The organism is Edwardsiella piscicida (assembly GCF_021733145.1).
GTDB classification, from domain to species: domain Bacteria; phylum Pseudomonadota; class Gammaproteobacteria; order Enterobacterales; family Enterobacteriaceae; genus Edwardsiella; species Edwardsiella piscicida.
Genome location: NZ_CP090968.1, coordinates 1,861,621 through 1,884,714, shown reverse-complemented (window position 1 = coordinate 1,884,714; position 23,094 = coordinate 1,861,621). Strand labels below are relative to the sequence as shown.

Below are 23,094 nucleotides of genomic sequence, written 5' to 3'. Positions count from 1 at the left end.
TGGCGATCAGGCGGTAAGCCGATTCGGGCAGTGACGATGATGGATCAGATCATCGATGTTCTGCAGGGTGGTCAGCGAGATGCTGGTCAAGGCCTCTTCGGTCAGGAAGGCCTGGTGGCCGGTAAACAGCACGTTATGGCAGGCGGAGAGGCGGCGGAACACGTCGTCCTGGATCACGTCGTTGGACTTGTCTTCAAAGAACAGGTCGCGCTCATTCTCATACACGTCCATGCCCAGGGCCCCGATCTTCTGTTGCTTCAGCGCATCGATAGCGGCGCAGGAGTCGATCAGGCCGCCGCGGCTGGTATTGATGATCATCACCCCGTCTTTCATTTGGGCAAAGGCATCCTGGTTTAACAGATGGTGATTCTCCGGCGTCAGCGGGCAGTGCAGGGTAATGACGTCGGACTGGGCATACAGGGTCTTCAGATCGACATACTCTGCGCCGAGCTCCAGCGCCTGTGGGTTGGGATAGGGATCGAATGCCAGGATACGCATGCCGAACCCTTTGAGGATACGCATCGTGGCGATCCCGATTTTCCCGGTGCCGATGACGCCGGCGGTACGGTTGTGCATGTTGAACCCGATCAGCCCTTCGAGCGAGAAGTTAGCGTCGCGGGTGCGCTGATAGGCGCGATGAATTCGACGGTTAAGGGTCAGCATCATGCCAACGGTATGCTCGGCGACCGCCTCCGGCGAGTAGGCCGGGACGCGGACCACCTCGATACCCAGCGCTTTGGCGGCGTCCAGATCGACGTTGTTAAAGCCGGCGCAGCGCAGGGCGACGATACGAATGCCCATGGCGGCCAGCTGCTCCAGCACTTCGCGTCCGCCGTCATCGTTGACAAAAATGCAGACCGCATCGAACCCCTGGGCGGTTTTCACCGTCTGTGGGCGCAGCAGAAAGTCAAAAAACTCCAGTTCAAAGCCGAACTGCTTATTTACCAGCTCAATATATTTTCGGTCGTATTGTTTGGTGCTGTAGATGGCGAGTTTCATAAATATTCCCCCAGCTGAAATTGTGATCATCATAGCAAAAATAGAGAAGGTGGACAAAACGGACGGGGAAGTGTGATGTAAATCATTTTTTCCTGTTAGCGCCTTGAATGGCAATAGATTAATCCACTGTCGTCCGGGGTACATTTAGCTAAACTGGTAAGTATGGTATGGTGCGGCGCCGTGGCGTAACGGGTGGGGAAGACGAGTGAAAAAGCGATATATCGGTGCGATAGGCGCGGCGGTGTTACTGTCGGGCAGCGTAGCGGCGTGGTGGAGTTCGCCCTACTGGCTGTCCGCAGCGCTGCGGCCCTGGCTGCCGGCCGGCGCCGATGTGATGATTCCCGCTCGGCCATACTGGTCCGATGGTGCCCTGCGGCTGCCGCGGCTGGACTATCGTCTGGGCGCATGTCCACTGCTGAGCCTGCGCGGCGCGGCATTGAGCTACCGGCGCCCGCACTGGCAGCTCAATGCCGATACGGTCGATCTGGACAGCCGCTGCTTCTCTGCCGCGCCCGGCGGGGGCACCATGCCGTCGATCGCCTCGCTGCAGCAGTCGCTCCCGCCTCTGGCCCTGACCATCGGGCGTCTCAATATCCTGCCGTGGCAGCGCTACGGCGGAACGCTCCGGCTGAATAATCAGGACGGCGCCCAGCGTATCGGCCTGGACGGCGAGCAGCTTAAGCTGGATCTGGCGCTGGAGCATCAGGCCCTGAGCGTGCGCTCGCTGCTGCTGCGGCTGCCGCAGCTCGACGATGCTCTGCAGCTACAGGGGAAGATAGCGCTGGGGCTGGATCTCGCGACCGTGCCGCCGGGAGGACTGCTGCAGGCGCAGTTTCGTCTGTCCGGGCTGCCGCACCCGCTACGCCTACGGCTTATCTGGCAGCGCCAGGGGGGGCGCCTGCTGCTCAACGCGCTGGATCAGCCCCGCCCGCTGGTCGATTTGCCCTGGCAGCAGCAGCAGGGGGCGCTGACGGTCAGCGATGGGCAGTGGTTTTGGCCCTATGGGCCTCAGCCGCTGCAGGGTAGCGCCGCGCTGCAGCTGCGCGACTGGCTATCGGGGTGGCGGCATGCCCAGCTGCAGGGGCGGGTCAATATGCTGACTCGGGGGACGCAGGGAAAGGCCAACATGGTGATGCAGCTGGGGCCGGGGCGGCTGGATTTTCAGGCGGGGGCTTTTCCCCTGCGCCTGAACGGCTTGGTTAATCATGGCGGTCTGTCGTTTTCCGCCGCCCTCGATGCGCGGGTCAGCGGCACGCCCGAGGACCCCACCCTAAGGCTGCTGCCCGGTGCGCTGCTGCGCATCTGGGGTAAAACCGATGCCCAGACCACCCTGCAGGAGGTGCGCTGGCCGCTGGCGGGGGTGCGCGTCAGCCGCGACGGCGTCAGCGGACGTCTCCAGGCCATTCTGCGCGTCAGCCACCGCTACTGGGGGCAGGGACAGCTGCATCTGGATGGCCAGGCCGAGGCGTTTCGCCCCGATAAGGGACTCTGGCGCTGGCGCTACTGGGGAAAAGGGCAGATGCCGCCGCTGCGGGCGCGCTGGGACGTTAGCGGGCAGGGCGCATGGCAGGATGATGCGCTGCACCTGGACTATCTCTCCGCCGGCTTCGATCGCCTGACCTATGGGCTGGCACGGGTCATCCGCCCACGCCTGACCCTGACCCAGCCGCTGATGTGGCTGCGGGCGTCGCAGCATGCGGCATTCCACGCCGGGTTTGCCCTGGCCGCCCAGCGGATTGATTTTACCCACGGCGGCTATCTGCCCACGCCGCGTCTCCAACTGACGGCGCAGGGTGAATCGCCGGCGTCGATGCAGCTGCGCGGCGATCTGCGCGCCGGCGCCATCGGCCCGATCCGGCTGGATGGGCGTTGGGATGGTACGCGTCTGCGCGGTCAGGCCTGGTGGGCCAGCCAGCCGGTAACGGTCTTTCAGCCGCTGCTGACGCCATCGCTGGGGGTACGTCTGCGCGAGGGGCAATTCCATGCCCAGGCGGCCTTTTCGGCGGCGCGCGGCCAAGGCTTTGTCGCCGGGGGGCATCTGCAGGCCAAGGGTGTGGGTCTGTGGTTAAAGGATGGCCGGGTGGACGCGATGGATCTGACGCTGCCTTATCGGCTGCACGACAGTCGCTGGCAGCTCGGCCCACATACGCCGGTCACCCTGCGTATTGATCGACTGGTCAATCAGTTCGATCTGCGGAAGATCCGTGCCGATCTGCAGGGTTATTACCCATACGACGAGGCCTCCCCGCTGACCCTGAGCGACGTGACAGCCGACATGCTGGGGGGCGAGGTCGGTTTTTCCAGCCTGCGTCTGCCGCAGCATCAGCCCACGCTGCTGCGGCTGCACAATATTGAGCTGAGTGAGCTGATCACCGCGCTGAAGGTGAAGCAGTTTGCCCTGTCGGGCAAGGTGGATGGCGAGCTGCCGCTTTATCTGCATAACCCGCAGTGGATTATTCACCGCGGCTGGCTGGGTAACACCCGCCCCGTCACGCTGCGCCTGGACAAGGATATGGTGGATGCCATCGTCAGCAATAACCCGATCGGTGGGGCGGCCCTTGACTGGCTGCGCTATCTGGAGGTGGGGCGCTCCCACACCTGGATCGATTTAAGCAATCTGGGGGAGCTGACGCTGGATGCGACGCTGTACGGCATTAATCGGCAGAAGGACCATCGGCGGGTTATCGAGCTCAACTACCGCCAGCAGGAGAATGTATTCCAGCTGTGGCGCAGCCTGCGCTTCGGCGATAACGTACAGGAGTGGCTGCAGTCCCGCCTCTCCCGGGCAACGAGGAGTCAGCATGAGTAACCGTAATTTTGCGCTGCCGGCGTTGCTGCTGGCGCTGTGGGCCACGGGGTGTACGCCGCGCATCGAGGTCGCGGCGCCCACGCAGCCTATCACCATCAATATGAACGTGAAGATTGAGCATGACATTCACATTACGCTGGATAAAGAGGTTGAAACCCTGCTGAAGTCCAAGCCTGGGCTGTTCTAAGGAGGAGGGGTGAAACGCTATCGGATTCTGCTGTTTTGCGCCGCGCTGGCGCTGAGCCTGCCGCTGCGGGCGGTAACGCTGGATGAGGCCCGGGCCAGTGGTCGGGTCGGGGAGACCCTCAGCGGCTATCTGGCTGCCCGCAGTCAGGACGCCGAGACGCTGGCGCTGGTGGCGCGGGTCAATCGGGGGCGGGCGGAAAGCTATCAGGCGCTGGCGCAGAGCAACGGCGTCAGTCGCGACAGCGTGGCGCGCCTAGCGGGCGAAAAGCTGGTGGCTCGCGCTCGGCCCGGTGACTACGTGCAGGGCATCAACGGTATGTGGCTGCGCAAGCCGTGATCAGCGTCGGACATCGGGGGTAAAGTGCGCGCCCTGTCACACTCTGACCCGGCGCCCGTCTGTGGTAAGATAGGGAGATAACAGGATATCAACTGCCGCGCCGGGCGAATACGTATCGCACCGGCGCCTTTCCAAGGAATTCTGAACGTGAAATCCCCGCTTGGTGCGCTGGCCGACCAGCTTGATGATGTCATGCTGCGCGATCGCCAGCGTTTGATGCGCCGTCTCCAGGGCGCCAATAAAATCACCCAACCCGATACCCTGCAGGCGACCGCCTCGACGCTGGCGGAGGAGATAGCCCGGGCGCGTCAGGTGACGGCCAACCGGCGCGCCGCCTGTCCGACGATTAGCTATCCGCCGGGGCTGCCGGTCAGTCAGAAGAGCGAGGCGCTGCTGGCGGCGATCCGCGATAATCAGGTGGTGATTGTCGCCGGGGAGACCGGCTCCGGTAAAACGACCCAGCTGCCCAAAATGTGCCTGGCGCTGGGGCGCGGAGTGCGCGGAATGATCGGTCACAGTCAGCCGCGCCGCTTGGCGGCCCGTTCGGTGGCAGAGCGTATCGCCCATGAGCTGGATACCCCGCTGGGTAGCTGCGTGGGCTATAAGGTGCGCTTTAGCGATCGGGTCGGCGACAATACGCTGGTCAAGCTGATGACCGACGGGATTTTGCTGGCGGAGATCCAGCAGGACCGCCTGCTGATGCAGTATGACACGCTGATTATCGATGAGGCCCACGAACGCAGCCTGAACATCGACTTTATCCTGGGCTATCTGCGTCAGCTGCTGCCCAAGCGTCCCGATCTCAAGGTGATCATCACCTCGGCGACCATTGACCCGCAGCGTTTCTCCCGCCACTTCAATAATGCGCCGATCGTCGAGGTGTCCGGACGGACCTATCCGGTTGACGTTCGCTACCGGCCCATCGCCGATGGCGAAGGCGATCGCGATCAGACCCAGGCGATTATCGATGCGGTGGATGAGCTGCGCCATGAGGCGCCGGGCGATATTCTGATCTTTATGAGCGGCGAGCGAGAGATCCGCGATACCGCCGATGCGCTGAACCGCCTTGAGCTGCCCCATACCGAGGTGCTGCCGCTGTATGCTCGCCTGTCCGCGGCCGAGCAGAACCGGGTCTTTCACGCCCATAGCGGACGGCGCATTGTGCTGGCGACCAACGTGGCGGAGACCTCGCTGACGGTGCCGGGGATCAAATATGTTATCGATCCCGGTACGGCGCGCATCAGTCGCTACAGCTATCGGACCAAGGTTCAGCGGCTGCCGATTGAGCCGATATCCCAAGCCTCGGCCAATCAGCGTAAAGGGCGCTGCGGCCGCGTCTCCGATGGGATCTGTATCCGGCTGTACGATGAGCAGGACTTCCTGTCGCGTCCCGCCTTTACCGATCCGGAGATCCTGCGCACCAATCTCGCGTCGGTGATCCTGCAGATGACCGCGCTGGGGCTGGGCGACATTGCTGCCTTCCCCTTTGTCGAGGCGCCGGATAAGCGCAATATTCAGGATGGGGTGCGTCTGCTGGAGGAGCTGGGCGCGGTCACGGTCAATGCGCGTGGACACCAGCAACTGACCGCGCTGGGACGTCAGCTGGCGCAGCTGCCCATCGATCCGCGTCTGGCGCGCATGGTGATCGAAGGGGAGCGCAACGGTGCCCTGCGTGAGGTGATGGTGATCGCCGCCGGGCTGTCGATTCAGGACCCGCGCGAACGGCCCGCCGACCGTCCGCAGGCGGCGGATGAGAAGCACCGTCGCTTCAGCGATAAAGAGAGTGACTTTCTGGCGCTGGTCAATCTGTGGAACTATCTGCGCGAACAGCAGCAGGCGCTCTCCGCTAACCAGCTGCGTCGGCTGTGTAAAAGCGAGTTTCTCAACTATCTGCGGGTGCGCGAGTGGCAGGATATCTATACCCAGCTGCGTCAGTCGGTGAAATCGCTGGGGTTCCATATTAACAGCGCCCCCGCCGATTACCGGGCGCTGCACTGCGCGCTGCTGAGCGGCCTGCTCTCCCATATCGGACAGAAAGATGTCGAAAAGCAGGAATTTACAGGCGCGCGCAACGCCCGTTTCGCCATTTTTCCCGGTTCGTCGCTGTTTAAGAAGCCGCCCAAGTGGGCGATGGTGGCGGAGCTGGTGGAGACCTCTCGCCTGTGGGGGCGCGTCGCCGCACGGATCGACCCGGAGTGGATCGAACCCTTGGCACAGCACCTGATTAAGCGCAGCTATAGCGATCCGCACTGGGAGAAAAGCCAGGGCGCGGTGATGGCCAGCGAGAAGGTCACGCTGTATGGTCTGCCGATCGTCAACGAGCGGCGAGTGAACTATGGACGCATCGATCCGCTGCTGTGCCGAGAGCTGTTTATTCGCCATGCCCTGGTTCAGGGGGAGTGGCAGACAAAGCACGCCTTTATGCGCGCCAATCAACGTCTGCGCAGCGAGGTCGAAGAGCTGGAGCACAAGTCGCGTCGCCGCGATATTCTGGTGGATGACGAGACGCTGTTTGCCTTTTATGACCGACGGATCGGTCAAGAGGTAGTGTCGGTGCGTCACTTCGATAGCTGGTGGAAGAAAGCGGGGGCCGCGCAGCCCGAGCTGCTCAACTTTGAGAAGTCGATGCTGATCAAAGAGGGGGCCGCCCGCATTAGCGCGCAGGATTACCCCAATGCCTGGCAGCAGGGCAACTTTCGCCTGCGTCTTTCCTACCAGTTCGAGCCGGGCGCGGATGCCGACGGCGTGACGGTGCATATTCCGCTGGCGATCCTGAATCAGATCGAGGATCGTGATTTTGATTGGCAGATCCCCGGTATTCGCCGTGAGCGCGTGATGGCGCTGATCAAGTCGCTGCCGAAGCCGCTGCGGCGTAACTTTGTGCCGGCCCCCAACTATGCCGATGCCTTCCTGGCCCGTGCGACGCCCTTTGAGCTGCCGCTGCTGGAGTCGATGGAGCGCGAACTGCGCCGCATGACGGGTGTGACGGTGTCACGTGATGACTGGCAGCTGGATCAGCTGCCCGATCACCTGAGCGTCACGTTTCGGGTGCTGGACGATCGCAACCGGCCGCTGGCCGAGGGTAAGTCGCTGGAAGCGCTGAAGCAGCGTTTGAAGGATCGTGTACAGCAAACCCTGTCGGCGGTGGCGGACGATGGCCTTGAACAAGCGGGGCTGCATCTGTGGAGCTTTGGTCAGCTGCCGCAGTGCTATGAGCAAAAGCGCGGCGGCTATGCCATCAAGGCCTATCCGGCGCTGGTGGATGAGAAGGAGAGCGTGGCGATCCGGCTCTTTGAGACCGAACAGGAGCAGCAGCAGGCGATGCGCCGCGGTCTGCGCCGACTGCTGCTGCTGAATATTCCGTCTCCGGTGAAGTATCTGCATGAAAAGCTGCCGAACAAGGCCAAGCTGGGGCTCTACTTTAACCCCTATGGCAAGGTGCTGGAGCTGATCGACGACTGCATCGCCTGCGGCGTGGATACGCTGGTGGCGCGCCACGGCGGCGCCGTCTGGGAGACCGCGGCGTTTGAGGCGCTGCATGAGCGGGTGCGCGGCGAGCTGAATGAGACGGTGGTTGCGATTGCCGCACAGGTCGAGCGCATTCTGACCTGTGCCAACGGGATCAATAAGCGCCTGAAAGGGCGGGTTGACATGACGATGGCGCTGGCCCTCTCCGATATTAAGGCGCAGCTGGGCGGGCTTATCTACCGGGGCTTTGTCACGGCGACCGGCGCGGATCGCCTGGCGGACGTGGAGCGCTATCTGCACGCCATCGAGCGTCGCCTGGAGAAGCTGGGTATCGACCCGCACCGCGATCGGGCCCAGATGCTGCGCGTTGAACAGGTACAGCAGGCCTGGCAGCAGTGGCTTAACCGTCTGCCGCCGGTGCGGCGTCAGGCGCCGGAGGTGCAGGCTATCCGCTGGATGATCGAGGAGCTGCGCGTCAGCTATTTTGCTCAGCAGCTGGGCACACCCTATCCGGTGTCAGACAAGCGTATCCTGCAGGCGATGGAGGCGGCGGAGCAGCCATAGCCGCGCCACCCGGGGCCTCAGCGCATTAGACGCTGCAGCCCCGCGTTAATCGCGGTAACGGCGACGGCGCGATTATCGGCCAGCGCCCGGTTTTCCGCCGCCGGCGCCGAGCTTTGGATCGCGACCAGCGTCCATCCGGTCGCCTGACGCATCAGCAGCGGCGATCCGCTGTCGCCCGGCAGCGTATCGCAGCGGTGGCTCAGCACGCCGCTCTGTGCCCAACCGGTGATGAGGCAGTCGCGATGGCGATAGAGCACATCCAGATGATCCTGCGGATAGCCGGCCTGGGTCACCTGGCGGTGCTGCGCCTTCAGCGCCGCGCTCAGCGCTTTCGGTGTCCCTTGCCATACCGGCAGCGGACGCAGATCGGGCAGGGGACCGGCCGTGATCTCCACCAATCCATAATCCTGCGGCGCCGCCGCAGGCGGAACAATCCAGCCATCGCCGTCGGCCTTGAGCTTTTTGTACAGCTGCGGATTGACCCGCGTCTGTAGATGGCGTGACTGGTAGCGCCACTTACCGTCCTGAGATATAAAGCGCAGCGCTACGGCGCGATCGGTTTTTCCCGGCGGTGCCAGCAGACAGTGGCCCGCCGTCAGCGCCCAGCGCGGCGCGATCAGGGTGGCGGTGCACAGGTTGCCGCTGGCGGTTTCGACCTGGCCGATGGCGTTCCATGGCCCGTCGGCGACCTCACTGACGCGATCGCGATCGTCGTGACCGAAGAACAGCTGTCGCTGCTGAGCGGGGGTAAGCCCGTCATCCGCCAGGGCGGCGTGCGGTAGCCAGGGAGTCAATAACAGCGTAATGCTCAAAAGGGCAGGGAAGCGCATGGTTAATTCCGTGAATCATCGTGTTATTTATCGACAGTGTAGTCAATCGGCGGGGCGCTATGCACGTCATCTGATGCAGCTAAACATAAAAACAGGCTGCGATGATGGCGCACAGAATGAGCAATAGCATCAACAGCTCGAAGCGATAGTGACGGAACATAGGAGTACCCCAGGGGCAGAGCGGGCCGATAGGATAATGGTAGAAGATTGGCTGCGCTCCGACTGTGGGGGAATGGTTTCGGCATGTAACCCTTTGTACGGCGTCGCGAGATCTCCAATTAGTTACAACATACATTTATCTCTCTTTTCCCTCTTCTGAACGCTTCCCGCCGTCGGACAGTCACACCGGTTATGAAGGAAAGGAGAGATCGCTGGGTCCATTAGGCGAGGGGCGGGGTAACGACCGCTCGATTTACGCCATTCGTCGATGTCTCCCTGAGGCTAATAAGGCGGCGGCGGGAGCGGTCTTCGCTTACTGCTCGCGGATTGATTCATTAGGTCATAGCGGCTCAGGCTTCCGGCGTTATTCCTCTGCTTAGCGTCAGAAGCAAACGTGCAGTTACCCAGCGCGACATCTAATGATCCTGCCATGACCTCTGAGACGAGACGATGCGCCAATCATAGATGATGCCGATGTTTTAAACTTACAAAATCAAGGATTTCAGCCTAATTGAGGTAATGGCATAATCAGGCCGACGAAAGCGAGAGTGAGCATGAGTGTGAAAATGGATAAAACATCTAAAAATCAGATAGTCGATAGCGACATTGCGCGCTTATTGCTTAAACACAGAAAAACACGCGGCTGGACGGTTGCAGAGCTTGCGCAGCGATCGGGCGTCAGCCAGGCCATGATTAGCAAGGTCGAACGGGGCACCTCCAGTCCCAGCGCGACAATACTGAGTCGCTTAGCTAGCGCCATGAATATTACGCTCTCAACATTTTTCGCAGAGCTTGAGCAACACCAGAATTCACGGGTGCGCTTTGCCCATCAGCAGCAGCATTGGACAGATGAACAGTCGGGCATTACTCGCTGGTCTCTCTCCCCCGTGGGCGCATGTCCAGAGCTGATAAGAGTCGACATTCCCGCGCTGGGTCAACTAACGATCCCCGCCTGCGCGAATGAGCATCTTTCAGGGCAAACACTCTGGATGCTGAGTGGCTGCCTTGATTTTCGGGTCAATCATCAGAACCATCATCTCCAGGCTGGAGACTGTATTGCCCTTACCTTTACAAGCGAATATCAAATGAATAACCCTGATAGGGAGCAGAGCTGTTCATACGTTGTGGCTTTTTGCCAAAAAAATAAATGATATTCTCCCTGCAGCCGCCGTTAACATCCGTCGGCTTTGCGCAGGTGTAATAGGGGATACGGCCTTCCCTGGCTATCCAGGTCGGAACGCCCTGAGACGTTAAAGCCCATATGTTGATAAAACCCTACGGCCTGCTGGTTTTGTTCATTTACATCGACGCTTAAATCAGGGTGAAGCGCCAGTGCATGTGATATCAACCGTTTGCCGACGCCAAGCCCGCGCGCAGAAGCATCGACAAAAAGCGCCTCTAGATGGCCATCATGCAAAAACATAAAGCCCAGTGGACGATCTTCCTGGTTAGTTGCAACCCAGACGGGGGTTTGTGAAAAAAAGCTGATAACCTCATGTTCGATCTGTTGCCGGTCGTGGGCGGTGAGAAAATCGTGCGTAGCATCTACAGCATTGCGCCAAATTTGTATAATTTCGGGTGCCTCAGATAGTCGTGACATTCTGATTTTTAACATTTTGCTACCTTCTCGTGGCCATTATTGGGTGTAGTTACGTCCAAAATTCACCTGCGCAAATTTACTATAGTGGAATTAAATTCACAATAGTGCTCTCGTCGCGATCTCGTATCACGCGTTCAGGATGAACGTTAGCTATCATAGTATTTCCATCCTCTTGGGGTTCTACGCCGGAACCGCCGAAATTTCTGTCAACTCTGGGCTAAGTGTTTAAAACCATAAACCTGTGGTTTATCTTGTATGAGCGGTCGGTTCTTACTCGCTTTTCCGTTACAATTCAATAACAAATAAGAGTGATATTGGTTTGAGCCAAATAGATATTTTTGTATTGACCCGTCTATTGCTTCATAGTTGATACTTCACTTCTGGAGGTGCGGTATGTTCCGAATATCAGAGGTTGCCGCCATTGTAGGTCTATCTCGCACGGCGCTGCTTTACTATGAAAAGCTCGGTATTATTAAAAGCATCAGGCTTCCTAATGGTTATAGGAGTTACAGCGAAAAAGATGTTCAAAGACTGCAATTAGTCATCCATCTGCATGCTGCAGGCCTGACTCTCAAGGAGTGCCTGGTATGTATAAATGTGAAGAGTGATAAGCAACTCTTAACAGAAAGGTTGAAACAACTCGAAGATGATATAGCCATAAAGTTACGGGCTAAAATGTTACTGGAGTCTATGTTAGGTGTTTCAGAAGAACAGACTTGGCATCTGGAGTTGGAAAAAATATCGCCAGATGTGCATTTGCGCTGGCTCAATACTCAGGGGATTAATGAAAAAGAGGCTCTAAGAATTCGCAACCTTTCAAGAAATATTCATGAGCATGATTCATATATGTCTGACTTTAATGAAATATTTCTCGGTCTCATTCGCCTTGGACCTGGCTCTGATCCAGATACGTTAAGAGCGTTAAGCATGGTTCCCGATAAGCTAGATAACATTCTTGAGATTGGTTGTGGACGTGGGGTGGCAACTCGATTGTTAGCTTCAAATACTCAGGCTCACGTTACAGCTCTAGATAATGAACCACTATATTTGAATGAGTTATATGGTCTGCGTCACCGCGTAAATCTGTGCTGTGCCAGTATGAGAGCACTTCCTTTCGCCTATGGCGTATTTGATCTTATTTGGTCAGAAGGCAGTGCCTACATCATGGGATTTAATAATGCTTTATTGTCATGGAAAAAGTATCTGAGAGTTGGTGGATGTCTGGTCATCAGTGAAATAGTTTGGTTAAGTAATACACCTAGTGAAAGCGCTAGAAATTTCTGGTTGAAAAATTATCCAGCCATGTTAAATGTTGCACAAAATAAGATGCTGATTAAAAAAGCAGGTTACGATCTAATCTCAGATTTTGAAATAAGTAAAGAAGCCTGGGAGCTTTATCTTTCGCCGCTAAAAAAAAGAGTTGAACTTTTAAAAAGTAAATTGAGCCACTCGATGGCTTGGCAGGACCTGAAAAGAGAAATAGATATCAATGATACCTGTCTGGGGGAGTATGGATATCAAATTTTTATTATACAAAAGAGACAATAAAATGATTATCAGAGAAGAAAAGAAGCAAGATATAAACCATATAGAAAGGTTAACTTTATTGGCGTTTACAGGACACCCTCATCATGAACCGGGTTCATCCCCAAATGAGCATATGATTATCAACAGATTACGTGATGCGGAAGCAATGACATTATCATTGGTCGCGGAGGATGATAGTGGGATTATTGGTCATCTTGCCTATTCATCCGTAAAAATAGATGGGATAACAACCCGCTGGCATGCTCTGGCGCCTATCTCTGTTTCACCTTCGCGGCAGAGGCAGGGAATTGGCAGTAAAATGATAGAACAATCGATTTTGTTGTTAAAAGAAAGAAATATTGATGGCCTTGTTGTTTTGGGTGACCCAGAGTATTACTCACGTTTTGGTTTCCATCATAATCATCGGTTCATTGTTGAGGGTGTTCCTGCTAAATATTTTTTGGCACAATCACTAATCAATATTAATCAATTGCCTTCTGGGATAGTTACATTCCATAAAGCTTTCGAGTAAAGATCATTATTTCTTATAATAGGAAAAATCTCTCCCAATTTTTTTTGGGGGGGATGTTATTTCGCTACAGTTGCACGAGAAAGTGTTCGATAAACTGTGGGTCTGGAAACCGAAAATTGAACCGTACCGGTTTTGTGGGAGAGTTTTTAGTCCGGGAACTCAGGCTGGCATAACCCCGTTTCCGATGGAAGCGTAATACGCTTTTTCGGCTTCAGCCGGGGGGATGTGACCGACTCGTTCCAGTAACCGACGATTCACGCTGTATCTCCAGCTTCAGATGTTCATCTCGCTGGTCACGCTGACTGCGTGTTTCAGGGAGGGAGCTGACGGTAATTTTGGTGCCGGTAGTACATCGATGGGGCGATATTCAGCTCATGACATACCGGTCCGACCCCATGACTACCGCAGAGGGTATCTAGCAGCGGCATTATTTTTTCCACAGACGGTCGAACTCCGCCTTCGCAAAATAAGCAGAGGTCTGCCGCAGGATATCGTTGCTGCGTCGACGTTCTCTAACCTCCCGCTCCAACGCCTTCAGCCGTTGGCGGTTCGGCAGTCTTGAGTCCAGCATCACCACCGCCAACATCGCGCTCATGCTGGCGAAGCCAATAGCGTAGGGTATCGATGCTACAGCCGATTTTTGATGGCAGCATGTTCAGAAGGGTAACTCTCCCGCTGTTCTATCAGCATTCTGACAGCTCGCTCACGGAGCTCGGGAGAATAACGCTTGGATGATGTCGATGTCATATCGGGTCTCCTTTCACTGAGAGTGTAGTCTCCCAGAAACCCGGTACGGTTCAGTTGCGCCCGCCGCACGGTGGCGATAGCGCAGGGCGACCATCACACTGAGGATAAGATCCCGCGGGGGATATCGCATTGGGCGATGCGATCCATCCTGATTGATTATACGCGGTAGATATTTTAACTTGTTATCTATGGTTTCGCGGTTGTAAGGCAAGGGTATATGCATGATATTAATGACATATTCGCACGGCGTGAGGTCGACGTTCAACGTCTGAGCGCCTATGGGTTTTGCCAAAATGAACAATGCTATATTTACTCTCGTGATGTAGCCGACGGTCAGTTCGTTATGACGGTAACAATCACTCGGCATGGAGAAATATCTGCGGTGGTTGTGGATAGGCTCACGGAGGAGGAGTACATATTACATCGTATCAGGTCGGCGACCGGCGCCTTCGTGGGTAAAATTCGTGAGGAGTATGAAAATGAATTGATAAATATAGCGGAAAAGTGTTTTTCCCTCCATCCGTTTAAAACGGAACAGGCAAAGGAGGTCATTCGGTTTATCAAAGAAAAATATCACAGTGAGCTGGAGTTTTTATGGCCGCGCTCTCCTGATAATGCCATCTTTCGGCGGGCGGATAATGGAAAGTGGTACGGCGCCATATTGCGCATCAAGAGCGCAAAGCTGGGCGGTCTCGACGACGATATGGTTGAAGTTATCGATTTAAAAATGGCCCCGGACGATATTTCGACGCTTGTTGATGGCAGAAGATACTTTCCCGGCTATCACATGAACAAAAAATATTGGGTCACTCTTCGCCTAGACGGCGTGGTTCCTCTCGCTGAGATTTGTAGGCGCATAGACAATAGTTTCACACTGGCGGCCACGCCGGCGATGGCACAGCGGCCAAAGACGGTGGGCTGACGGTGGGCTGACGGTGGGTGACATCATCACGATAGGCGATCCGATCGTTAAAAATACCCTGACCGACTCGCGCTCTCACCATTTTTCCCCTGTTACATGGCGCTATTATGCAAAAAAAGATGATACCCCCGGCGCGAGACAGGGCGCCGGGCGGCAGTTTACCTCTCCGGCAGCAGGCCCGGGGAGGGCACAGCGCGTCTTCCCCGGGGCGTATCGGCGTAAGATTACTGCGCCGCCTGATTGAGCACCGCATTAAATTGCTCGACCGGGCAGAAGCCGTTGGCATCTATCGGACAACCGCTGAGCTCAAGCGTCACCCGCTGCGGCGGTGACGCCAGCGTCAGGGGCGCGGCATCGCGTAGCTGGCGAGTGCTTTGATACAGGTACTCAATCTTCATCATCTCCTGGTTTTTTGCCGTATCCCGCCAGCGCTGGAATACGATTTTTCCGCCGATGGGCGTACGCTCATACTGGTCATGCAGTCGGTAGGGTTTGAAATCCAGCGCCGTCAGCAGCGAGGCGATGTTCGAATCATGCCCCACCAGTAGGGTTATCTTCGGCGTTTTCGCCGCGTCGGTCACCAGTGCCTTATCCAGGTATTTTACCAGCGGCTTGGCGACGTTACGCGCCACCGCCGGAGAGGTGAACAGGCTGTCTTGGTAACCATTTTTCAACTGCGACAGGCGCTGCCACTGCGCGTCGGTGTTGATCTCGCCCCATGCGACCCGATCCACCGGAAAACCTTGGTAATACTGCAGGGTAAAGGCATCGACCAGCGAATTACCGATCTTCAGCGGCCCAGAGACGCTCGGCTCCTGTCCCTCGTTGGCGCTAAAGCGATCCTGCCCGTCCGCCAGCGAACACAGGTGCTTCTCTTTGCATGCCGGGGAATCTTGATAGTCCACGATCTGCGCCAGCAGCCTGTAGCTATCGCCCAGGTGCATTTTCTGCCGTTCACTTTCCATCGCCTTCAGCGCCTGTTCGCGAAACGTCGGCGAGGCATCCGTAATCACCGGGTTAAACGTGGGATCCATGGTGCCCATCTTATCCTGGTGGTGCACCGTGATATCGCACCCTGGAAACGCGCCGGTAATGAAGAACTGCGCAGTGGCGACGGTGCGCTGCAGGCTGTTGGCGTAGGCATACACCGCCTCGGGGGCAGGACATTCGCCGCTGCTGATAAGCCCCTGCTGCGCCAGCCATTCACGCACATAGTGCCCCATGTACACCTCTAGCACGCCGCCTTTGGTGGTGAGCTGTCCACCCGGGACATCCCACTGCGGCCAGGCTTTGGGGGTCGATTGCTCCAGCACGCTCCCGTTATTGGCCAGTGGGGCACGTAGATTGTGCCGACTCATGATCAACACCTGCTGCAGCTGGTATCCCTGCGGTTCACTTTGCGCCTGCGCGGCGCCGGCCGCCAGCAGTGCCCCGACAATAACTGCGACTATCTGTTTTTTCATCCCTAACTCCTTACGCTTTTTTAATACGCCGCAAAAGTGTGACAGGTTGGCAATAATTTGCCTGGCGCTATACCGCAAAGTTACACCTACGCTGCGTTTATACTTTATCGGCAGGCGCTGGCCATGGCGCGAGAGCGGGGGGCACAGAAGGCGAAGAGGCGGGGCGTAATAAGCCATCAGAGCCAATCAATCGCCGATGCTAAATACGTCGTCCCGCTTACCAATGGGGCGGTCTTATTATCGCTGGATAGGGCGGTTGGATTTTTAAATAACGCCGCGTTTTTCCAAAGAAGGGTGAGCGTTTAAACGTGATAATCATGGACTCTCATCGTGTAAAGGACGTTCCCTGTGCCAATTAACCGAGCCGCTTTGACGCTTAGCCTCCCGCCATTTCAGGTCGGGGCCCCCGCCGGGAGGCCGCAGATGCCCCCAATGAATGAGAGCCTAAAAAGCAATTTCGACACGCTGCACCGTCAAATGCGCCAGATGCCGCTTTCCCACTTCACCGTAGAGCCGAATGCGCCGGACTACTCAGGGATACGCCAGAGTGGCTTCTTTGCCCTGAGTCAGGGATTTCGCCTGTCGAACGCGAGTGATGATTTCTTCATTCACGCCCGTCGCGAAGCGCCGCAGTACAGGGGCGAATTTATCGGTGACAAGTTCCACATCAGCGTGCAAGAGCAACAGGTAGCGCAGGCCTTTCAAGCGCTATCTGGACTGCTGTTTTCAGAGGACAGCCCCATCGATAAGTGGAAGGTGACCGATATGGCGCGGGTCGATCAGCAATCCCGCGTTGGCGAAGGGGCGCAGTTTACGCTGTATGTCAAGCCGGATCGGGGCGATTCGCAGTACAGTGCGACGGCGCTTCACAAGACGCGGCAATTTATAGCCAGTCTGGAGTCGAGGCTATCGGAGCAGGGGATTATCCCCGGGCGCGTCCCCGAGTCGGACGTCCATCCCGACAGTTGGCGGTATATCAGTTATCGTAACGAGCTGCGCAGCGAGCGCGGCGGTGGCGAGATGCAAAGCCAAGCGTTACGAGAAGAGCCTTTTTACCGTTTGATGACAGAGTAGACGCGGCGGCGCGACGAGAAGACATCGCTGACCTGCTCGCCTTGGGTTTTTGCGGAAGGACGGGCAGGTCGGTTGTCATTTCCCGCAGAGGATGGCACCGCGCGTTTGCCGCCGGTCACGCTGACCGAGCGCGACGAGTACGCCGCGCCGGCGGCCGCATCATTATCCTCTAGGCCATCGGAACAGACGGAGTACTGGGGATGCTCCCCGGTGCCACCGCCTGTTGGCCCTCATCGCGAACGACGCCGAACGGTGGCCAAACGCCTTAGCGCAGGCTATCGTCCGTCTCACTCCCCAGATAGCGCTGCTCCAGATGGCGCCGCAGGTAATCTGGGTTCAGCGGCTCACCGCAGACGTTGCGGATCAGGGTATCGGTATCCCAGCGCGAGCCATGGCACCAGATATGTTGACGCAGCCAGTGGCCGATCGGGGCGATATCGCTGGCGGCGATCTGCGCCGGGAGATCGGGGATATCGCGGCGGGCGGCGGCGTACAGCTGCGCGGCGTACATCGCGCCGAGGGTATAGGTGGGGAAGTAGCCAAAGGCGCCGTCAGTCCAGTGAATATCCTGCATACAGCCGTCGCGGTAGTTGCCGGCGGTACTCAGCCCCAGCGTGCCGCGCATCTGGCTGTCCCACAGCGCCGGAATATCCTCGACCTCAATCTCGCCTTCAATCAGCGCCCGTTCGATCTCATAGCGCAAAATGATGTGCGCCGGATAGCTGACCTCATCGGCATCGACCCGAATATAGCCGGGCTTGACGCGCTGATTGAGGCGGACAAAGTTTTCCGCGCTGAAGGCCGGATCGTCGCCGAAGGCCTCGATAACCCACGGGCGCAGGAAGTTCAAAAAGCCGTGGCTGCGCGCCAGCTGCATCTCAAAAAACAGGCTCTGAGACTCATGGATCGCGGTAGAACGCGCTTCGCCCAGCGGTTGCCCCGCCCAGGCAGACGGTAGATTTTGCTCATAGCGGGCGTGACCGGTTTCATGCACGATGCCCAGCAGCGCGCTAAGAAAGTCATCGCGGTTATAGCGGGTGGTGATGCGAACGTCTTGAGGCACGCCGCCGCAGAAGGGATGGGCGCTGACGTCCAGGCGGCCGTGGGCAAAGTCGAAGCCCAGCTGCGCCATGATACGCAGCCCCAGCTGACGCTGCGCCTCTTCATCGAAGGGCCCGCGCGGCAGCCGCGGCGGCGTGCGCTGCTGTCGCTCCACTACCCGCTGCAGCAGCGTAGGCAGCCAGCCTTTAATCTCGCCAAACAGGGTGTCCAGGCGCGCGCTGTTCATCCCCGGCTCATACAGATCCAGCAGGGCATCATAGCGGCTGCATCCGGCATGATCGGCGCGGATTTTGGCCTCCTCGCGGCTTAGCCGAACGACCGGGCGCAGATTCTCCATAAATCCATGCCAGTCATTATTGGCGCGCTGCGTCCGCCAGGCATGCTCGCAGCGCATTCCGGCCAGGGATTTCTCCTCGACCAGGGCGGCGGGGAGCAGGCTGGCCCGCGCGTAGCGTCGCTGCATTTCGGCCACATTAGCGCGCTGCTCATCGCTGAGGCTCTCCTGCGCGGCGCGCTGCAGCCAGACGCCGGTCTCTTCGTCGCACAGGATTCGGTGCATCAGCAGGCTAAGCTCGGTGAGCGCCGCTGAGCGAGCGCCGCTGCCGCCGCTCGGCATATAGGTCTGCATATCCCAGCCGGCGATGGCTGATAGATGGTCAAAGCGCGCCAGGCGCTGAAAGATCGTTTCCAAACGTTGATAGGCACTGGTCATAATCGCGACTCCACGGCCCACGGGGGGCCGTTAGTAGGGTGATGGGGGTCAGGCTGAGGCGGCGGGCGCCGATGGGAGCGTAGCGCTATGACGCGGCCAGGTAAACAGGAAACAGGCGCCGCCCAGCGACGAGCTGCTAATTGCGATCTGTCCCTGATAAGCCTGTACGATACTGTAGACGATGGCCAGACCCAGGCCACAGCCGCCGGTGGCGCGATCGCGGCTGGGATCCAGTCGAACAAAGGGTTCGAAGACCCGCTCGCGCTCGGCGGCGGGAATACCGGGCCCGTCGTCCTCCACCTGGAGGCAGCCATTATCACCGTCAAACCACAGCCCGATACGGAGCTTGCCCTGACTATAGCGCAGGGCGTTGTTGATCAGGTTATCCAGCAGACGCTCGAACAGGCGGATATCGATAGCGCCGAAATCGCCCCGATGGGGGATATCCAGCAAGATCTGCTGCTGGGGATGCATCTGGCGCAGCTCATTGGCCTTATCCTCCAGCCAGGCTGGCAGGTCGATCGCCTCCAGATGGGTGCTGACCTGCGGGCGATCGAGGCGTGCATAGGTCAGCAGCTCATCGATCAGCCCCTCCAGCTGGCCGATATCCCGGTTAATCGCCGCCTGCTCCTCGGCGCTGAGGCTATCGCTCATGGCCAGCCGGTAGCGCAGGCGCACCAGCGGCGTCCGCAGCTCGTGGGCAATGCCGTCAATCAGCTGCTTTTTACTGGCGATCAGGGTATTGATGTTGTCGGCCATGCGGTTAAACGCGACCCCTAAGCGATGCAGGCTGGAGGTGCTGTCGAAGTGCGTGCGCTCCTGCAGGTGCCCTTCGCCCAGGCGCTGGGCGGCGTTCTCCAGCCTGAGCAGATCCTGCCAGTGGGGGCGCATCCACAGAAATACCGGCAGCGCCAGCGAGAGTCCGATAAGCAGCATCAGGGCAAAATCAAACAGGCGCATCTCATGCAGAAAAAACAGGTAGGGGATTGGCCCGACCGCCAGGACATAGTGGCTGCGCGGAATGCGCTGTAAAAAAATGTACTCGCTGTCCAAGGCGACGATCTCGCCCTCACGCAGTTTACGATCCTGTCCGGGTGAGAGATGGCGCTTGCCGAGAGGCTCGATATGAAACTGAAACGACAGATTCCAGTCGAGTTTGTCGATGGTCTTGTTCCAATCGCGCGGCGGGATCTCACGCAGCTGGCTGCGGATCAGATACAGCGAGCTTTTCATCAGATCATCCATCGACTGACGGCCGGCGCGCTCGGCGGTGACCTTATAGACCAGCCCGACCAGCATGGCCATCACCAGAAAGCAGACGAACAGCAGCAGGTAGAACTGAATGAACAGTTTGCGCATCGGTACTATTCCCAGGCGTTAGGCGCAAACAGGTATCCCTTATTGCGTACGGTCTTGATGCGCACGGGCTCCGGCCCGGTATCGTTCAGCTTGCGGCGCAGACGGGAGATGGCCACATCGATGCTGCGATCCAGACCGTCATAGCTGACGCCGCGCAGATTCTGCAGCAGGGCATCGCGATCCATAATGGTGCCGGCGTGGGTTGCCAGCTCCCACAGCAGGTCAAAATCGGAGGTGGAGAGATGTACCTCCGCGCTGCCGAGGCGCACCTCGCGGTTGACCGGATCGATACAGAGCTGACCGAGCTGCAGCGGATTGAGTCGGGCCGACGACGCCGGCGCGGCGCGCGTACTTTCCGGCAGCGGCGTCGCATGCTGGCGCAGGTGCAGACGCAGGCGCGCCAGCAGCACCGCCGGCGGCGTCGTTTTCAGAATATAGTCACTGGCGCCCATCTCCAGCGACAGGATATGGTTCATATCGCTGTCGAGCGAGGTCAGCAGCACGATGGGCCCCGCGTAGGCCGGCCGCAAATCCCGGCATAGGCTCATGCCATCCTTCCCCGGTAGCATGATATCCAGCATCACCAGATCCGGCTTTAGCCGAATGATGGTGTCAAAGGCGGTATCGCCGCGCGGCTCCAGCGTGACATCAATGTCATGTTTCCCCAGATAGGCGGCAATCAGCTGGCCTACGTCGGGATCATCCTCAACAAATACAATTCTGCTCATCGTCTCTACACCTGGTTAACGGTTAGCGCAGGGGACGGCCACCGTCGACCCCTATGGTACGACCGGTAATGAAACGACTATTCAACAGGAAGTCAATGGCATTGACAATCTCTTGTTCGCCTGCGGCAATTTTCATCAGCGACTTATCCAGCGCTTTTTGCCGATAGGCCTCATCATCCTGCGGATTGAACAGGATCAGCGCCGGGGCGATGGCGTTGACCTTGACCTCTGGCGCCAGCTTGCGGGCAAAGGAGCGCGTCATATTGTCCAGCGCGGCCTTGCCGGCGGCATAGGCGATATGGCTATCGCTGCCGCGCTCCACGACATAATCGGTCAAATGGATGATATCGGCGCCGGCGTCTCCCTGCCCACGCAGCAGCGGCTCTAGCAGCAGATTCAGCAGGTAGGGCGTGTGGACATGGATCTGCAGCATGGCATTGAGCGTCTGCTCCGGCGCTACGTCGGGGCGTTCGGCCTGCCAGGCGCTGGCGTTGTGTATCAGCGCCCGCAGGCGGGGCGTGATGCGCTGCACCCGCGCGGCGAAGTCATAGATCCCCTCCGTCGTCGAGAAGTCACTCTGTAGGCAGTGCGCCCCGGCCTGACGCAGCGAGGCCAGGGCAGGGTATTCACTGCGGTAGGCCACCAGTACGGGGATCTCTCTGGCAAGCAGGGAGAGGGCCAGCGCCAGTCCGACGCGGCGGGCGCCGCCGGTGATCACCACCGGCGGCATGGACAGCGTATCCATCTGCAATTTCCTTAACTGAAAAAGGTGTGCGACGGCACGATACCGTTACGGCTCAGCGTACCATCGGCGCGCGGGACATGTACCGCAAAGGTTAAAATTCGCCGGGCAATTATGCCATTTGCTATATATCAATGCCTATAGCGTTAATCGAGTGTAAATGAATATGGCACAATAGAGAAAGCCTCGGCGTGCCAGATGATATGATCGTGGTGCTACTCATGTGCGCTGAGTCACAAAATGTTTAGCGCTACATACAGGATAGAAAAGGTTGTGCAAAGGGGATAACTATAATATTTCTCATTTTGTAAATAAAAATAAACAAGGCGTGGAGAATATGTCGTTATTTCTTTAAAAAAGTTTTCCCTATCGCTGTAATACATTTTGCCTATTGGAATATTTAAGTAAAATCAGTTAATTGCGCTTATTTTGCTTTTTCAACTATGTTAACTCGGTGATAATAAAAAACGCACCAGGTTAATCCAACGCTAAAATGTGATGTGGCTTTTGTATGTTTGCTGCCTGAGCCAGATGAGACGCCAACTTTATATTGAACTCTCCGCAATGAGTTGGAATAATAGCCCGACACCGCAGAAATAAAGCCACGCTGCTCATGGATGTTCTAAGCGTTGGCGTGATGCGATTGGGAGCCTGGAATATGTCTGATCTTTATCGGTCTGTCGGAAAACAAGAGCGGGTTTGTTTCGACTACACGCATTTTCTGTCCGCATCGTGTAATAAACGCTGGCGTTTCGTCGATGCCATTTGTGGGGTGATGCCGCTGTTCGGCATGGTGACCCGCGACACGGAGCAGAGCAAACGCAGCACCCAGAGCGCGCGGATCCGCCAGCTGGCGCTGCAGGTGCTCTCAACCCAGGTCAGCGATGAAACCAATATCCTGCGCTTGATTGAGCTGGTAAACCATCAGGGACTGCCGGAGATCGAGATCCAGCTGCCCTATGCGCTGGAAGAGTCCCAACTGAGCGCGATCCGCGCCCAGTCCGTCATTCCAGTCCGCATTGAGCCGCGCGGCGAGCAGCTGCTGATCGCGCTGAAATAGCGACGAGAGGCGAGGCGCAAAGAGCGTCCTCAGGCTCATGGCCGTTCAGGCAAGGCGTCGTGGCGCGCGCCGAAGCGAAAACCCGGATCCGCAGGCCCCCAGGGCGTGCGGATTTTTTTATCTCTTTCTCCAGCTTGGCAGGGGGCGGTTTATCGGCCGCCGCCAGGCTAGCGAGCCCGTCCAGAGACCGCCATATAACAAGGGCCGCAGCGCT

General features: G+C 57.8%; 19 protein-coding genes, 1 pseudogene and 1 other annotated feature. Of the genes and pseudogenes, 10 read left to right on the top strand and 10 right to left on the bottom strand.

Annotation, left to right across the window (positions count from 1 at the left end):
• Positions 1-6 precede the first annotated feature (6 nt).
• Complete coding sequence (locus L1P05_RS08595) at positions 7-999, bottom strand: 2-hydroxyacid dehydrogenase (RefSeq protein WP_015461514.1); 993 nt, start codon at positions 997-999, stop codon at positions 7-9.
• A 205-nt stretch (positions 1,000-1,204) separates the two neighbouring features.
• Between L1P05_RS08595 and L1P05_RS08590 the strand changes: the two genes are divergently transcribed.
• The 4 genes from L1P05_RS08590 (at position 1,205) to hrpA (ending at position 8,363) form a co-directional block, all read left to right on the top strand.
• Positions 1,205-3,808 (top strand): YdbH family protein, encoded by a 2,604-nt coding sequence (locus tag L1P05_RS08590; protein ID WP_012848610.1) that lies wholly within the window; start codon positions 1,205-1,207, stop codon positions 3,806-3,808.
• On the top strand, positions 3,801-3,995 hold the full coding sequence (locus tag L1P05_RS08585; RefSeq protein ID WP_012848609.1) for a YnbE family lipoprotein: 195 nt from the start codon (positions 3,801-3,803) through the stop codon (positions 3,993-3,995). Before L1P05_RS08590 ends, L1P05_RS08585 begins: the two co-directional genes overlap by 8 nt.
• Positions 3,996-4,004: 9 nt before the next feature.
• Entirely contained in the window at positions 4,005-4,331 is a 327-nt protein-coding gene (locus L1P05_RS08580) for a YdbL family probable chaperone protein (RefSeq protein ID WP_012848608.1), read from the top strand.
• A 147-nt stretch (positions 4,332-4,478) separates the two neighbouring features.
• The gene (hrpA, locus tag L1P05_RS08575; RefSeq protein WP_012848607.1) at positions 4,479-8,363 is read left to right on the top strand and encodes an ATP-dependent RNA helicase HrpA; all 3,885 of its coding nucleotides are present in this window, start codon (positions 4,479-4,481) and stop codon (positions 8,361-8,363) included.
• A 17-nt stretch (positions 8,364-8,380) separates the two neighbouring features.
• Here hrpA and L1P05_RS08570 read toward each other — a convergent pair whose 3' ends face one another.
• On the bottom strand, positions 8,381-9,193 hold the full coding sequence (locus tag L1P05_RS08570; RefSeq protein WP_012848606.1) for a trypsin-like serine peptidase: 813 nt from the start codon (positions 9,191-9,193) through the stop codon (positions 8,381-8,383).
• Between the two features lie 79 nt (positions 9,194-9,272).
• Positions 9,273-9,323, bottom strand: coding sequence for a hypothetical protein (locus L1P05_RS17585; RefSeq protein WP_455424226.1), 51 nt, complete (start codon positions 9,321-9,323; stop codon positions 9,273-9,275).
• Positions 9,324-9,918: 595 nt separating this feature from the next.
• On the opposite strand from L1P05_RS17585, the gene L1P05_RS08565 reads away from it, so the two are divergent.
• Positions 9,919-10,503 carry a helix-turn-helix domain-containing protein gene (locus tag L1P05_RS08565; RefSeq protein WP_012848604.1) on the top strand — a complete coding sequence of 195 codons (585 nt, stop codon included), beginning with the start codon at positions 9,919-9,921 and terminating at the stop codon, positions 10,501-10,503.
• A 20-nt stretch (positions 10,504-10,523) separates the two neighbouring features.
• Here the strand turns inward: L1P05_RS08565 and L1P05_RS08560 are convergent, their stop codons facing one another.
• Positions 10,524-10,967, bottom strand: coding sequence for an acetyltransferase (locus tag L1P05_RS08560; protein ID WP_015683361.1), 444 nt, complete (start codon positions 10,965-10,967; stop codon positions 10,524-10,526).
• Positions 10,968-11,345: 378 nt separating this feature from the next.
• Here L1P05_RS08560 and L1P05_RS08555 point away from each other — a divergent pair, with 378 nt between their 5' ends.
• The gene (locus L1P05_RS08555; RefSeq protein WP_012848602.1) at positions 11,346-12,500 is read left to right on the top strand and encodes a MerR family transcriptional regulator; all 1,155 of its coding nucleotides are present in this window, start codon (positions 11,346-11,348) and stop codon (positions 12,498-12,500) included.
• Entirely contained in the window at positions 12,463-13,011 is a 549-nt protein-coding gene (locus tag L1P05_RS08550) for a GNAT family N-acetyltransferase (protein ID WP_197500818.1), read from the top strand. Before L1P05_RS08555 ends, L1P05_RS08550 begins: the two co-directional genes overlap by 38 nt.
• A gap of 256 nt (positions 13,012-13,267) precedes the next feature.
• Here L1P05_RS08550 and L1P05_RS08545 read toward each other — a convergent pair.
• Positions 13,268-13,758: pseudogene (locus L1P05_RS08545) on the bottom strand (transposase family protein); the annotation flags it as partial.
• Positions 13,368-13,484, bottom strand: a sequence feature (AL1L pseudoknot). (Overlaps the previous pseudogene by 117 nt.)
• Before the next feature lie 217 nt (positions 13,759-13,975).
• Here L1P05_RS08545 and L1P05_RS08540 point away from each other — a divergent pair.
• Positions 13,976-14,680: an MmcQ/YjbR family DNA-binding protein gene (locus tag L1P05_RS08540; RefSeq protein ID WP_012848599.1), complete on the top strand. Its 705-nt coding sequence runs from the start codon at positions 13,976-13,978 to the stop codon at positions 14,678-14,680.
• Positions 14,681-14,904: 224 nt separating this feature from the next.
• On the opposite strand, the gene agp is transcribed toward L1P05_RS08540, so the two are convergent.
• Positions 14,905-16,143, bottom strand: coding sequence for a bifunctional glucose-1-phosphatase/inositol phosphatase (agp, locus tag L1P05_RS08535; RefSeq protein ID WP_015683358.1), 1,239 nt, complete (start codon positions 16,141-16,143; stop codon positions 14,905-14,907).
• A gap of 348 nt (positions 16,144-16,491) precedes the next feature.
• On the opposite strand from agp, the gene eseH reads away from it, so the two are divergent.
• Positions 16,492-17,217, top strand: coding sequence for a type III secretion system effector phosphothreonine lyase EseH (eseH, locus tag L1P05_RS08530; RefSeq protein ID WP_034168068.1), 726 nt, complete (start codon positions 16,492-16,494; stop codon positions 17,215-17,217).
• Positions 17,218-17,482: 265 nt separating this feature from the next.
• On the opposite strand, the gene L1P05_RS08525 is transcribed toward eseH, so the two are convergent.
• The 4 genes from L1P05_RS08525 to folM are packed head-to-tail and all read right to left on the bottom strand — an operon-like array spanning position 17,483 to position 21,823.
• Complete coding sequence (locus L1P05_RS08525) at positions 17,483-18,991, bottom strand: carboxypeptidase M32 (RefSeq protein WP_012848596.1); 1,509 nt, start codon at positions 18,989-18,991, stop codon at positions 17,483-17,485.
• Positions 18,992-19,039: 48 nt separating this feature from the next.
• Complete coding sequence (gene rstB, locus L1P05_RS08520) at positions 19,040-20,350, bottom strand: two-component system sensor histidine kinase RstB (protein ID WP_012848595.1); 1,311 nt, start codon at positions 20,348-20,350, stop codon at positions 19,040-19,042.
• Between the two features lie 5 nt (positions 20,351-20,355).
• Positions 20,356-21,078 carry a two-component system response regulator RstA gene (gene rstA, locus L1P05_RS08515; protein ID WP_012848594.1) on the bottom strand — a complete coding sequence of 241 codons (723 nt, stop codon included), beginning with the start codon at positions 21,076-21,078 and terminating at the stop codon, positions 20,356-20,358.
• Between the two features lie 22 nt (positions 21,079-21,100).
• Positions 21,101-21,823 (bottom strand): dihydromonapterin reductase, encoded by a 723-nt coding sequence (folM, locus tag L1P05_RS08510; RefSeq protein WP_012848593.1) that lies wholly within the window; start codon positions 21,821-21,823, stop codon positions 21,101-21,103.
• A 655-nt stretch (positions 21,824-22,478) separates the two neighbouring features.
• On the opposite strand from folM, the gene L1P05_RS08505 reads away from it, so the two are divergent.
• Positions 22,479-22,880, top strand: a complete 402-nt coding sequence (locus L1P05_RS08505; RefSeq protein WP_041692518.1) for a preprotein translocase subunit SecD family protein — start codon at positions 22,479-22,481, stop codon at positions 22,878-22,880.
• The last annotated feature ends 214 nt before the right edge of the window (positions 22,881-23,094 follow it).